Origin of the sequence: Serratia sp. 3ACOL1 (genome assembly GCF_003668775.1) — a bacterium.
GTDB lineage: Bacteria > Pseudomonadota > Gammaproteobacteria > Enterobacterales > Enterobacteriaceae > Chania > Chania fonticola.
This window is the reverse complement of sequence record NZ_CP033055.1, coordinates 2,430,687-2,443,232: the sequence shown is the minus strand read 5'-3', so window position 1 is coordinate 2,443,232 and position 12,546 is coordinate 2,430,687. Positions and strand designations below refer to the sequence as shown.

Below are 12,546 nucleotides of genomic sequence, written 5' to 3'. Positions count from 1 at the left end.
TAATGGGGTTCGTCATCAGTCTGAAGGGTTCCACATGTTGGAACCCTTTTTGTTTGCTTGAAGAAATGTAATGCCGTTCAGTGAGAAGGTGGCTGAGGTACTTGCGGCTCCCCTCACCCCAACCCTCTCCCACAGGGAGAGGGAGCTGGTATGGCGTTGTGGTCAGGTGCGGAAGTTAATCTGTAACCAGGTTGATGCAGAGGATGAGTGGCGTACCTCAGAATTGATCTGAAACGGGCTGATGTAGAGGACGAATACTGTAGTTAAGTATGTAGCACGTTCAGTCCCCTCTCCCTTTGGGAGAGGGTTAGGGTGAGGGCTACCCCACCAACTGTTTACCGTAGTCAAACAGCGCCTTCAGCAACGCCATCTTCTCTTTATCCCCTTCGTGCAGGTTGTACAGCGACTCCAGCTGCAAGATATAACTTTGCACCCGCTCGGCACTGAGCACCTCCTGGCGGTGCTGCAACCAGCGGCGCTGCTCTGCGTCGTCCAGCGTATTGGGGTAGTTACGGGCCCGGAAGCGGAATAGCAGCTCTTTCATCCGGCCATCGCTGAAGGTCAAATCCAGCGCGGGTAGATTCTGCGGTTTGGTTTGCTGAATGATCCTCATCGCCGCTTTGTCGGCGTCGCTGAAGAAACCGTCGTACAGTTTGGCATCCACATCATCGTTCGGGGTGAAAGGAGCGGCTTCGGCAAATATGGCTACCACTTTTTCACGGATCTCCGGGTGCTGGCGCAGCACCTTCAGATTCTCCAGACACGCCTGACGATCGATGCCTAGCCTGTCTGCGTTTTCTGGCAGCAGCGTCTTGGCAGGAGCCAGCACTGGGCATTTATTGATATGCACCAGTTTGATCGGCACCGGGGCCTGATCGGCTGCCAATTGATCGCGGCGGGTGTAGAGGCGTTCACGCAGCTCGTCGGCATTCAGTTCCAGCAGCGGGCTAATATCCCCTGCCAGATCGCACATAATCACCGCATTTTTATTGTCTGGGTGCCAGGCCAGCGGTGAAACCCAACTGGTGTTACCCCGTGCCGCGCCAAACATGCCGGAAACGTGCATTAACGGCGTCATTTCCGCGACGTCGATCAGCGCATTGAGTTTGTGCTTGTTACGGTGCTGCAACAGGTAGTCAAACAGCCTTGGCTGCGCCTGTTTGACCAGCTTGGCCATGGCAATGGTGGCATGCACATCGGACATCGCATCGTGAGCATGTTCGTGTTCAACGCCGTTGGCACGCGTCAGATGTTCCAGACGGAAACTGGGGAAGCCATCTTCGTTTTCTGGCCAGATGATGCCTTCCGGGCGCAGGGCGTAGCAGGCCCGCATCACATCCAGCAGATCCCAGCGGGAATTGCCGTTTTGCCAGCTGTAGGCATAAGGGTCGTAGAAGCTGCGGTAAAAGATGTTGCGGCTGACTTCATCGTCAAAGCGGATATTGTTATAACCCAGAATGCAGGTGCCAGGGACGCTGAACGCTTCATGAATACGGCGGGCAAACTCGGCCTCGTTAACGCCTTTGGCCAGCGCCTCTTGTGGCGTGATGCCGGTGATCATCACCGCTTCGGGGTCGGGCAGATAGTCATCGGCTGGCGCACAGTAAAACACCTGCGGTTCTTCGATAATGTTGAAATCCATATCGGTACGCACCCCGGCAAACTGCGCCGGGCGGTCCATTGACGGGCTTTTGCCGAAGGTTTCGTAGTCGTGGATGTAGAATGTGGCCGGTGCCTTGCTGCTCAAAGTCGCATCTCTTGTTGGCGTAGGGAATAGCCCTATTGTAACGGCGCGATCACCGATGCCAAGTATTGGTTAATGCTTAACGTTAAATTGAGTGGCGCTGCGCAGTACGATAGAAGTTCAGCCGTTGCTGAAAGTAGCCGCGTAGATGCGTGGGGACGCGCGTTTCGGCGCTTTCCCACTCGGCGGCGTAGCCGTAGCGTTCGCTATAAATAATTCTGAGTGCCAGCAAATCGGTTTGGATCTTTTCACGTTCTTGCTGGGGTAGGCCATCCAGTGGTCGTGGCATGTCTTTCTCCCTATTCGATAGCGCATAATATGTGGCTAAAGAGAATTTGTCGCTACCTCATTCAGGGCAGAACTTTCACAGCGCCTGTGCCAGAGTGGGGTGGTGCTTTACTGGCTTGATGCTCATCGCTTGTTCTTGCTGACCATGATCGTGCTGATGATCCAGAGATTTAGCATAGGTATACAGACCGCTAATCAGAGCCAGCCAGAATAGTGTGCAAACGGTTAATACAGCCAGCCAGACCTTTTGGTTGTAGCTCATGATAACTCCTAAAAATCGCATGGGATTAATCTCATTAATTAAATCAGAGATAACATAAATGTTAATTAAACAAACGGAATAAAAGATGCGCTGAGCTGTTACTAATTGCCTGTGAGTGTTTCAGGATATTCCTTAAGATAATATTAAGAAGAGTCGTTACGTAATCAGTTAATTTCTATTTACTTCTGGTTTATAAATATAGGCATACACTCCACCTCATTCAATACAAATGTAGGTGTGTAAGATGAAAACGTTACTTTTGACTGGGGCGACTGGCTTTCTCGGTGGTGCGGTACTTGAAAAGTTACTGACTGAAAATCAAAAAGTTAACTATCTATTATTGGTGCGAGCGGAAACCGAGGAACAGGGCTTGAACCGTATTTTCACTAATATGGAAAAGTTCAATATAGATAAAAACATTCTGAGTAAGCTCACTGTGGAGAATATTTTACTGGGTGACTTAAGCGAACCGGAATACTTTTTGTCTGATGCCCGTATTAACCAGGTAACTCATGTCGTTAACTGTGCCGCGGTGGCGTCATTTGGTAATAACCCACTTATTTGGAAGGTTAACGTTGAAGGCACGCTGGCATTTGCGCAGCGAATGGCTCAGGTGGTTGGATTAAAACGTTTTCTGCATGTGGGCACGGCAATGTCTTGTGCACCTCAGGTGGGGTCGTTGGTGGCAGAAAGCGCCGAGTTTGAGGAAACGGCCGAACACTTGGTGGAATATACCCGCTCCAAATCGACCATCGAGCAACTGATGCGGCAAACCTGCCCGCAGCTGCCGCTGGTGATCGCCCGGCCCTCGATCGTGGTGGGGCATACGCAGTTGGGTTGCAAACCCTCCAGCAGTATTTTCTGGGTGTTCAGTATGGCGTTGATGCTGCGTAAGTTTATGTGTTCACTGCAAGATAGTATCGATGTGATCCCGGTGGATTATTGCGCCGATGCGTTAGTGATGCTGCTCAACCGCGAAAGCTTGGATAACGATGTTTACCATATCTCGGCGGGGGAGGAGAGCAGCGTCAGTTTTGCGGATATCGATTATGCCATCGCCGCCGCACTAGAGGAGCCACCGGTGGGCGATCGCTATGCGCAGGTCAGCTACGAAGCCCTGTTGCAAATGCGCAAACAGTTGAAGGATATCTTCGGGCCGTGCAATGAGCGCCTGATGTTGAAAGCGATGCGCCTGTACGGCTCCTTTGCCATGCTGAACGTGCGCTTTAGCAACGAAAAAATCCTCAAGCTGGGCATGCCGAAGCCGCCACGCTTTACCGATTATATTGGCCGCTGCGTGCAATCGACCCGTGGGTTGTCGATACCACAGCAAATGGCGGTGGACTTTAAATAGCGGATAACTGCTCGTATGTAGGGGCGTTGCATGCTGCGCCCGATTTTCTGACGCAATGACAATTGCGAGGAACAGATCTGTACCGATCCTGCCTAGACCATTGATTATCCAGACGGGCGCAGCATGCAGCGCCCCTACGATGTTAGCCCAGAGAAGGAACGTCAGTACAAATTCAGCAAAATAATCGGTAAGCGCTACCAGGAGGAGGAAGACCAGAATACCCGGCCCAGCACTACCAGTTGGTCTTTGCGCTGTGGATAGCTGAGCCGTTCATCCTGGTACTCTTCCCGATTCAGAGAGCGGATGACCACGCCACCGTCGGGCTGCTCAATCAGGATCTTGACCCGTAACAGATTGCCGTGGCGGATGGCATAGGTTTTCCCTTCGCGGATGCGGGTATCGACGGTATTGATACCCACCACATCACCATCCTGCAACCGGGGTTCCATGCTGGAACCTGAAATGCGGATAATGCGTGCCGCGTTCACCGGCACCCCCATCTTGTGCAGATAGTAGCGGCGGAAGATCAGCGAGAACTCTTCACTATCGACAATTTCGTAGCAGCCGTCACCGGCGGAGAAATCGATATCCAGCAATGGGATCTCCACAAACTCTTCCTTGTCCTGCTCGGTATCTTCCCATACCACGGGTTTGAGCCGTGCCGGTTGGAAATCCGATTCGGCCGCCACGTTGGCAAACGGCTGTTCCAGCGCCTTTTCATGGAATACATCGAACCAGCCTTTGGGCAAGCCGAGTTTAGCCTCAATGCGTCTGGCGAGGTTGTCGCCCAGGTTGCGGGAGGATTTTTCACCGGTGATCTGGCTCAGCGTTGGCGCAGAAGATCCCACCAGGATGGCGAACTCATTCTGGTTGGTGCCTTGCCGGGCGAAACGTGCCATCAGATCGCGCAGGTTGTTGCGCCTGATTTCTTTGGTTTCCATGCGCCGATGGTCTCATTCTTTAGCAAAAAGGTAAATCCTCCGCCGCTAAAATCTTTAGCGCCAACCTAAACCTATTCCTAACCAGGAAACATCTTTCAACAGCTTGTGTTGTACGTCAGCCACATTGTTCCACTAAAATAAGGGTTTTACAGCAGGGTTGGCGGGTACAAGCGTGCGTCTGGATAGAAAAATCTCTTCTTTTGAACACCTGATCTACCGTAATTACCGTATCGTCCACGGGGTACGGATCGGGTTGGCCTTTATCCTGACCTTCCTGCTGATCCGGCTATTGGCGGTGCCGGAAGGTACCTGGCCGCTGATCACGCTGATCGTCGTGATGGGGCCGATCTCTTTTTGGGGTAACGTGCTGCAACGGGCGCTGGAGCGTATTGCCGGTACGGTGTTTGGTGCGGCCTCTGGCCTGATTGCGCTATACCTGGAGCTGTATTCACTGCCAGTGATGCTGGCTTGGTGCGGGGTGGTGATGTTTGCCTGTGGCTATCTGACGCTCGGCAAACGACCCTATATGGCGTTGCTGGTGGGCATTACGCTGGCGGTGGTCATCGGTGCCGGGGCTGGCGATATCTCTATCGCACTGTGGCGCAGTGGCGATGTGATTTTTGGTTCGTTGCTGGCGCTGTTATTTACCAGCATCTACCCGCAGCGAGCTTATGTGTTGTGGCGAATGAAAATGGCGGATTGCTTGGAGACGGTAGGGAAGATCTACGGCGCTTACCTTTCACCCAACATGATTGAGCGGCCCCGGTTGGAGCCTCGGCTCAAAAACTTGCTGGGCGATGTGGTGAAGCTACGCGCACTGATCGCCCCCGCCAGCAAAGAGACTCATATCGCCAAACCGGTCTTTGAAGCGGTACAGACCCTGAGCCGCAATCTGGTTTGCACGTTGGAGCTGTTGGCCGATGCTTACTGGGCCTCGCGTGAAACCCATTTTATTATGCTCAATGCCAAGACCCTGCGTAGTTCACAGTTGTTAACGCAGCGCGCTATCGAATCGCTGGCGAATATTATGCGAGATGGCGAGCCCCTGCATGCGCAGGTCATTGCCGGGGAACTGAGCGATATTTCCGCAGAGCTGAAGACATTAATGCAAGAGGCCAGTGCCGCTCAACTCAGCGAAGCACCTATCTATGGCTATGTCTGGCTGAGTATGGAACTGGCACAGCAGTTGGAGGAGTTGGGCGATCTGCTCAAGGTCTGTACGGCCAATACTCAGGAATAGTGGATCAGATCATGAAGCAGGCGCATCAGGATAGGGTCAATGCGCTAAAGTGGGTAAGATAAGGCAATGACAGTTGTGTCTGACGGCCACAACCCTGTATCTTGGTATCATTGTGGCCGTAAGCAAATGAATCTGTGTATTACTAAAGCAAGGGTATAAAGATGGATAATGCAAATAAGCCGAGTTTCCAGGACGTTCTGGAGTTTGTGCGTATGTTCCGCCGTAAAAACAAGCTACAGCGTGAAATTGTCGACAACGAAAAGAAAATTCGTGACAACCAGAAGCGTGTGCTGCTGCTCGACAACCTGAGCGAGTACATCAAGCCGGGCATGAGCATTGAAGACATTCAGGGCATCATCGCCAACATGCGCGGTGACTATGAAGATCGCGTTGATGATTACATCATCAAAAATGCCGATCTGTCGAAAGAACGCCGCGATCTGTCCAAAAAGCTGAAAGCAATGGGCGAAGTGAAGTAATTCGCGTCAAGCAGGGCTGGGGATCTCCCGGCCCTGCGTCTTTTTAGGGGCTCAGCGCCCTGAATGACCTTAAAGAATAACGATATGTTACCGTGCTATAGCAAATCTGCTTAAAGCCGCTACGCTAATGTTATAAATAGACTTTGCCCAATCGCTTTCAAGCTGTCGCTTGAAGGACGACGGGTATAAATTTCTTCGCCAGAAGAGGCTGTCATCGATGGCAGAACCGCAACTCAGCACCTTTCTCAACTTGGACGAGACGCTTCATCCTCCCCGTATCTTGGCATCTGGGGATTGGGTGCTGGCACATTATCGTCTGTTGGAACCCGCCGTTGGGCAACTGCAAGCTCGCCTGCCTGCCAATGTGGTGTTCGATCTCAGCCAACTGGGCAGTCTGGATACGGCAGGTGCTACCTTGCTGGTCAATCTGCTGGGTGACCAACGGATATCCGATCTCAAACAGTTAGCCCCCACGCTCCCTGTGGAACGCCGCGTGCTGCTGGAAACCGTTGGCCGTGCCTTGCAAGGATTTGAGCCACCACCGGCAGAAAAGCCGCCCGGTCTGGCAATCGAACTGCTGGCCAACGTCGGCCGGTCGATGGAAAATTTCTGGCACAACCTGGTAGCCCTGCTGGGGTTTATCGGCCTGACATTGCAAACCCTGTTTGCCAGTCTGCTACGCCCAACGCGCTGGCGGATCACCTCGCTGGTGGCCAATCTCCAGCAAATCGGCCTGAACGCGGTGCCGATCATTATGCTGCTGACCTTTCTGGTGGGCGCAGTCATCGCTTTCTTGGGCTCAACCGTCCTGTCTACCTTCGGTGCCAGCATTTTTACCGTGCAACTGGTGGTGTTTTCCTTCCTGCGAGAGTTCGCAGTGCTGCTGACGGCCATCTTGATGGCGGGCCGAACCGCCAGCGCCTTTACCGCAGAGCTCGGGCTGATGAAGGCCAACGAGGAAATAGACGCTATTCAGGCGATGGGGCTGAACCCGGTTGAACTGCTGGTGCTGCCGCGCGTGTTGGCGCTGCTCCTGGCGTTGCCGATGCTGACCTTCATAGGCATGATTAGCGGCATCTTTGGTGGCATGGTCGTGTGCGCCCTGACGCTGGATATCTCACCGACCATGTTTTTAACCATCACGCAGAGTAGTGGCGGTTTTCAGAACTTCCTGGTGGGGATGAGCAAGGCGCCGGTATTTGCGTTCCTGATCGCCATTATCGGCTGTCTGGAAGGGTTTAAAGTCAGCGGTAGCGCCGAGTCGGTAGGGGCACATACCACCGCCAGCGTCGTGCATTCAATCTTTGTGGTGATCCTGCTGGATGCGGTCGCTGCACTGTTCTTCATGGAGATGGGCGTGTGAGCCAGACGACCCCGGAAGCCATTATCCGCATCCGTAAATTGCGAAACTGTTTTGGCACCCAATGCGTGCATGTGGACCTCGATCTGGACGTGCGCCGAGGAGAAATCCTGGGCGTGGTCGGTGGTTCGGGTACCGGCAAATCCGTGCTGTTGCGCAGCATCGTTGGTCTGCGTCGCCCAACCGCTGGCCAGATCCACGTCTTTGGCGAGGATCTGATGGCGCTCTCGGGTACGCGCCGCTCCGTACTGGAAAGGCGATTTGGCGTGCTGTTTCAGAGAGGGGCATTGTTCAGCTCGCTGACGGTGACGGAAAACGTGGCGCTGCCGCTGATTGAATACGCAGGCTTACCGCGCCGTGATGCCGAGCAGCTGGCACAGGTGAAGTTGGCGTTAGCGGGGCTCCCTGCCAGTGCTGGCAACAAGTATCCTGCCTCGCTTTCTGGCGGCATGGTCAAGCGTGCCGCGTTGGCTCGATCGCTGGCGTTGGATCCGGAAATCGTATTTCTTGATGAGCCAACGGCCGGGCTGGATCCCATTGGTGCCGCCGCTTTTGACAGCCTGATCCGCACGTTGCGCGATGCCTTGGGGTTAACGGTGTTTCTGGTCACCCACGATCTCGATACGCTTTATACAATCTGCGACCGGGTAGCGGTACTTTCGCAGAAGAAGGTTCTGGTGGTGGATACGCTGGAGGTGGTAGCCGCCACTGACGATGCCTGGATCCAAGAGTATTTCCACGGCCCGCGTGGGCGGGCGGCACAGCAGGCCGTAACGAATATCCCAGAGAGGCAATAACAAATGGAAACCCGTGCGCATCATGTCTTGATTGGTTTATTTACGCTGATTATTTTCAGCGCCGTGCTGCTGTTCAGCCTGTGGTTGACCAAGTCTGGCACCGATCGCCAGTTCAAGCAGTACGATATCGTGTTCAATGAAGCCGTTAGCGGCCTGTCACAGGGCAGCACGGTCAATTACAGTGGGATCCGCGTGGGCGAAGTCACTCAGTTGCGATTGGATCCCAACGTACCGACCAAAGTCTGGGCGCGCATTCGGGTCGCGGCCTCTGCACCAATCCGTGAGGATACCCAGGCTCGCCTGGCAATAGCTGGCATTACCGGTACGTCCAATATCCAGCTCAGTGGTGGGAGCGAAGCCAGCCCGATGCTGACAGGAGAGGATGGGGCAATCCCGGTGATTGTCGCCACGCCATCGCCGTTGACCCAGTTGCTCGCCAATGGCGAAGATGTGATGAGCAATGTCAACCAGGTGCTGGTGCGTTTGAATCAGCTAATGACGCCGGACAATCAGCAGCGTTTGGTGAATACGCTGGATAATCTGGAACAGATTACCTCTACCGTAGCCGGGCAACGTGAAGATATCCGCACCATCCTGCAGCAGTTGGCACTGGTGACCAAGCAAAGCAACGATACGCTGGCTCAAACCAATCGGTTGGTGCGCAATGCTAACGTGCTGTTGGACGGGCAGGGCAAGCAATTGGTGGCCAATGCGGCTAATACAATGGCTTCGCTTGAGAAAACCACTGCACTGCTCAACAAGCTGATTGGTGAAAATCAGCAGTCACTGAATAGCGGCATCCAGGGATTCAACGATCTTGGCCCGGCGGTAGATGAATTACGCAGAACCTTATTGACCTTACGCGGTGCCATGAGCCGCCTGGAAGAGAACCCGTCCGCCTTGCTCAGGGGCCGCGAACGTACCAAGGAGTTTACCCCTAAATGATTAAGCTAAAACTTCGCCAGATGCTACGGTTGTTGGTGCTGGTTGCCGTGATGCCGCTGGCCGCCTGCACCATTTTGCCGGAAAGCCCGATACAGCAGGTGTATTTGCTGCCAGCCCAGCCAGTGGCCGTGGCAGGGGGCCAGGCGTCTGAACGCTCGGTACGTATCGTGCAGCCCAATACCAGCCAGTTTTTGAACGGTACGCGCATTGCTGTGCAGCCTCAGGGTGCGGAGATCACCTCTTTTAGCGGTTCACGCTGGAGCGATCCGGCCCCGCTGTTGTTGCGTAATCGCCTGATCCAGGAGTTCCGCACTAACGGCAATTTCCGCTCGGTGAGCAGCGACGATGACAATTTACAGGCAGATCTTGAGCTAGGCGGCGATTTGTCCTCCTTCCAAGGGGTCTATAACGGAGATCGGGGCGAAGTGGTGATCCGCTTTGATGCTCGCCTGGTTCGCACCTCCGATCGCCGAGTGATGGCCAGCCGTAGTTTTGCGGTGCGCGAGCCGATCCACGGCACATCGATGGACAACGTCGTGCAGGCCTTTGGCCTGGCCAGCGATAAACTGGCAGTGCAGACGCTGGCATGGGCGCGCCAGCAGGCGGGTAATTAAGACTCGTCGGCCATGGCCTTCAACCACTGGATAAAGGCGTTGATTTTAGGCCATTGCCGGTCCGAAAGCGTGGAAATGTAGTAGCGCTGTGCGCATTGCATTTCCATGCCGGGGAAGGGCGCGATAAGTTCGTTATTCTCCAGGCGCTTACTCACCAACTTCTTGCGGCCCATGGCAATTCCCACGTGGTTCATGGCCGCGATCACCGCCAGATCCGAACGATCAAACCCCATACCGCGCTGCCCTTCGGCAAATTCCAGATCAAAGTGTTTGGCCCAGGTATTCCACTCCCCGATGTCCGAGTCGTAACTCCATGCCTGGCGATCGTGCAATAACGTGCAGCGCCGCAGGTTGGCGGGGTTACCCACTAGCTCATGGCGCTCGGCGTACTCCGGGCTGCATACGGGCACGATCGACTCATCCATCAAATGCTGGCAATCGAGTTTCTCCGGCGTTTTGTCATCAAAATAGATCGCCAGATCGATCCCCGCCCCGTGGAAGTTCACCATTTCGTTGCCGGTGAGAATATTCAGACTGATGGCCGGATATTGGCGATCAAAGTCCGCCAGCTTGGGCACCAGCCAGCATTGGGCAATCGACGGGCGGGAGTAGATAGTCAGAGTGCCAGACAGCTCCTGGCTTTTAATCTCCAATATCTCCTGATTGAGATAGCTGAGCGACGATTTCAATACCCAGAATAGCCGCTCGCCCTCAGGGGTCAGTTCGATCCGGCGGTGAAAGCGCTGAAATAGCTTAAAACCCAACTCGGCTTCCAGGTTGTTGATCCGATGGCTGACGGCGCTGGGCGTGATCGCCAACTCTTCGGCGGCCAGCACGAACGAGCCTTGCCGCGCGGCAATCTCAAACGTATGCAGCTTGGCTAGCTGATAGCCATTCAGGTGCCTGTTGCGGGCGAGCTGGTGCTTTTCGTCGTACACGGTCATCACCTGTTAATCAGTAGGGGCGCCATATGCTGCGCCCGTTATAAATCATTAAGGAGTATATCGAAATCCGGGCTTAAAGATGAAGCAATGTGATTCAAAGGCAGGAATAGTGCCAAATGTTGACCGAAATCACCTGATTGATTGAATCTGGCTCATGTGAAGAGGCATTTTGATCGTTTGTCAGCGCTGGGGCGTTAGTTTCCAATAGGAGTGAAATTTATCCTGGAAGGACGCTGAACATGGACTCGCAGATCTGGGTAGTCGCTACGTTATTAAGCAGCATCATTATCATTATTCTCACTATCGTAAAATTCAAGATCCACCCGTTCCTGGCGTTGTTGCTGGCCAGTTTTTATGTGGGAGCCCTGATGGGCATGAACCCGCTGGAAATGGTCAATGCCATTGAAGGCGGCATCGGCGGGACCTTGGGCTTCCTGGCGGCGGTGATTGGTTTAGGCACCATTCTGGGCAACATGATGGAAGTGTCCGGGGCGGCAGAACGCATAGGCATCACCTTGCAAAAGTGCCGCTGGCTGTCGGCTGACGTGATCATGGTGCTGGTGGGGCTGGTCTGCGGCATTACGCTGTTTGTTGAAGTGGGCGTGGTGTTGCTGATCCCGCTGGCGTTCTCGATTGCCAAAAAAACCAATACCTCTTTGCTGAAGTTGGCGATCCCGCTGTGTACCGCATTGATGGCCGTGCACTGTGTGGTTCCTCCGCATCCGGCGGCGCTGTTTGTCACCAACAAGTTGGGTGCCGATGTGGGCTCGGTGATTGTGTATGGTTTGATTGTCGGGCTGGCCGCTTCGCTGATTGGTGGGCCGCTGTTCCTCAAGTTGGTCGGCAAGCGCCTGCCGTTCAAACCGGTCCCCGCCGAGTTTTCCTCTGTGCAGGTGCGTAACGAGCAGGACTTGCCTTCGTTGGGTGCCACACTGTTTACCGTACTATTGCCGATCATTCTGATGTTGGTGAAAACTGCAGCGGAACTCTATATGGCCAAAGACAGCGCGCTGTATACCTTCCTGGAGTTTATCGGCAACCCGATCACCGCCATGTTTATCGCCGCCTTCGTGGCCTACTACGTGCTGGGTATTCGCCGCAATATGGGCATGGGCACCTTGCTGACCAAAACCGAAAACGGCTTCTCTTCCATCGCCAACATCCTGCTGATTATCGGGGCCGGTGGTGCATTCAACGGCATATTAAAAGCCAGTGGGCTGGCAGATACGCTGGCCGTGATCCTGTCGAATATGGATATGCATCCGATCTTGCTGGCCTGGCTGGTGGCTATCTGCCTGCATGCGGCGGTGGGGTCGGCCACCGTGGCGATGATGGGAGCAACGGCTATTGTTGCCCCCGTATTGCCGCATTACCCTGGCGTCAGCCCGGAGATCATCGCGTTGGCCATTGGCTCGGGTGCCATCGGTTGCACCATCGTCACCGACTCGCTGTTCTGGCTGGTTAAACAATACTGCGGCGCGACGCTCAGTGAGATGTTTAAGTATTATACCTCGGCCACCTTTATTGCTTCGCTGATTGCGCTAGGAACCACATTCCTGCTTTCTTATATCATTTAGA

At 54.1% G+C, this 12,546-nt stretch carries 13 protein-coding genes; 8 read left to right on the top strand and 5 right to left on the bottom strand.

Going from position 1 to position 12,546, the window contains the following annotated elements:
• Positions 1-319: 319 nt before the first annotated feature.
• The 3 genes from sbcB to D9980_RS10965 all read right to left on the bottom strand — a co-directional run bounded on the left by sbcB (position 320) and on the right by D9980_RS10965 (position 2,294).
• On the bottom strand, positions 320-1,747 hold the full coding sequence (sbcB, locus tag D9980_RS10975) for an exodeoxyribonuclease I (RefSeq protein ID WP_121607309.1): 1,428 nt from the start codon (positions 1,745-1,747) through the stop codon (positions 320-322).
• 82 nt (positions 1,748-1,829) lie between these two features.
• A complete protein-coding gene (locus D9980_RS10970; RefSeq protein WP_121607308.1) occupies positions 1,830-2,033 on the bottom strand; it encodes a DNA polymerase III subunit theta in 204 nt (67 codons plus the stop codon).
• Between the two features lie 75 nt (positions 2,034-2,108).
• A complete protein-coding gene (locus tag D9980_RS10965) occupies positions 2,109-2,294 on the bottom strand; it encodes a hypothetical protein (RefSeq protein WP_021805840.1) in 186 nt (61 codons plus the stop codon).
• A gap of 244 nt (positions 2,295-2,538) precedes the next feature.
• On the opposite strand from D9980_RS10965, the gene D9980_RS10960 reads away from it, so the two are divergent.
• On the top strand, positions 2,539-3,648 hold the full coding sequence (locus tag D9980_RS10960) for an SDR family oxidoreductase (protein WP_024485910.1): 1,110 nt from the start codon (positions 2,539-2,541) through the stop codon (positions 3,646-3,648).
• 194 nt (positions 3,649-3,842) lie between these two features.
• On the opposite strand, the gene D9980_RS10955 is transcribed toward D9980_RS10960, so the two are convergent.
• On the bottom strand, positions 3,843-4,589 hold the full coding sequence (locus D9980_RS10955) for a helix-turn-helix transcriptional regulator (RefSeq protein ID WP_024485911.1): 747 nt from the start codon (positions 4,587-4,589) through the stop codon (positions 3,843-3,845).
• Between the two features lie 172 nt (positions 4,590-4,761).
• Between D9980_RS10955 and D9980_RS10950 the strand changes: the two genes are divergently transcribed.
• The 6 genes from D9980_RS10950 (at position 4,762) to D9980_RS10925 (ending at position 10,024) form a co-directional block, all read left to right on the top strand.
• Positions 4,762-5,829 carry an FUSC family protein gene (locus D9980_RS10950; RefSeq protein ID WP_121607307.1) on the top strand — a complete coding sequence of 356 codons (1,068 nt, stop codon included), beginning with the start codon at positions 4,762-4,764 and terminating at the stop codon, positions 5,827-5,829.
• A gap of 161 nt (positions 5,830-5,990) precedes the next feature.
• Positions 5,991-6,308, top strand: a complete 318-nt coding sequence (tmaR, locus tag D9980_RS10945) for a PTS system regulator TmaR (protein WP_024528076.1) — start codon at positions 5,991-5,993, stop codon at positions 6,306-6,308.
• Positions 6,309-6,525: 217 nt separating this feature from the next.
• Positions 6,526-7,671, top strand: coding sequence for an ABC transporter permease (locus tag D9980_RS10940; protein WP_121607306.1), 1,146 nt, complete (start codon positions 6,526-6,528; stop codon positions 7,669-7,671).
• On the top strand, positions 7,668-8,465 hold the full coding sequence (locus D9980_RS10935) for an ABC transporter ATP-binding protein (protein ID WP_065683235.1): 798 nt from the start codon (positions 7,668-7,670) through the stop codon (positions 8,463-8,465). The genes D9980_RS10940 and D9980_RS10935 overlap by 4 nt, the downstream gene beginning before the upstream one ends.
• A gap of 3 nt (positions 8,466-8,468) precedes the next feature.
• Positions 8,469-9,410: an MlaD family protein gene (locus tag D9980_RS10930; protein WP_121607305.1), complete on the top strand. Its 942-nt coding sequence runs from the start codon at positions 8,469-8,471 to the stop codon at positions 9,408-9,410.
• Complete coding sequence (locus tag D9980_RS10925) at positions 9,407-10,024, top strand: ABC-type transport auxiliary lipoprotein family protein (RefSeq protein ID WP_121607304.1); 618 nt, start codon at positions 9,407-9,409, stop codon at positions 10,022-10,024. Before D9980_RS10930 ends, D9980_RS10925 begins: the two co-directional genes overlap by 4 nt.
• Here the strand turns inward: D9980_RS10925 and dsdC are convergent.
• Positions 10,021-10,962 carry a DNA-binding transcriptional regulator DsdC gene (dsdC, locus tag D9980_RS10920; RefSeq protein WP_166732952.1) on the bottom strand — a complete coding sequence of 314 codons (942 nt, stop codon included), beginning with the start codon at positions 10,960-10,962 and terminating at the stop codon, positions 10,021-10,023. The two genes, D9980_RS10925 and dsdC, sit on opposite strands and share 4 nt — an antisense overlap.
• Before the next feature lie 245 nt (positions 10,963-11,207).
• On the opposite strand from dsdC, the gene dsdX reads away from it, so the two are divergent.
• Positions 11,208-12,545 carry a D-serine transporter DsdX gene (dsdX, locus tag D9980_RS10915; protein ID WP_024485917.1) on the top strand — a complete coding sequence of 446 codons (1,338 nt, stop codon included), beginning with the start codon at positions 11,208-11,210 and terminating at the stop codon, positions 12,543-12,545.
• The last annotated feature ends 1 nt before the right edge of the window (position 12,546 follow it).

What these genes read in the sequence shown, in the direction of transcription:
- D9980_RS10970 (WP_121607308.1), bottom strand. Translation starts at nt 2,033, where the DNA reads ATGCCACGACCACTGGATGGCCTACCCCAGCAAGAACGTGAAAAGATC.
- D9980_RS10965 (WP_021805840.1), bottom strand. Translation starts at nt 2,294, where the DNA reads ATGAGCTACAACCAAAAGGTCTGGCTGGCTGTATTAACCGTTTGCACA.
- D9980_RS10960 (WP_024485910.1), top strand. Translation starts at nt 2,539, where the DNA reads ATGAAAACGTTACTTTTGACTGGGGCGACTGGCTTTCTCGGTGGTGCG.
- D9980_RS10955 (WP_024485911.1), bottom strand. Translation starts at nt 4,589, where the DNA reads ATGGAAACCAAAGAAATCAGGCGCAACAACCTGCGCGATCTGATGGCA.
- tmaR (WP_024528076.1), top strand. Translation starts at nt 5,991, where the DNA reads ATGGATAATGCAAATAAGCCGAGTTTCCAGGACGTTCTGGAGTTTGTG.
- D9980_RS10940 (WP_121607306.1), top strand. Translation starts at nt 6,526, where the DNA reads ATGGCAGAACCGCAACTCAGCACCTTTCTCAACTTGGACGAGACGCTT.
- D9980_RS10930 (WP_121607305.1), top strand. Translation starts at nt 8,469, where the DNA reads ATGGAAACCCGTGCGCATCATGTCTTGATTGGTTTATTTACGCTGATT.
- D9980_RS10925 (WP_121607304.1), top strand. Translation starts at nt 9,407, where the DNA reads ATGATTAAGCTAAAACTTCGCCAGATGCTACGGTTGTTGGTGCTGGTT.
- dsdX (WP_024485917.1), top strand. Translation starts at nt 11,208, where the DNA reads ATGGACTCGCAGATCTGGGTAGTCGCTACGTTATTAAGCAGCATCATT.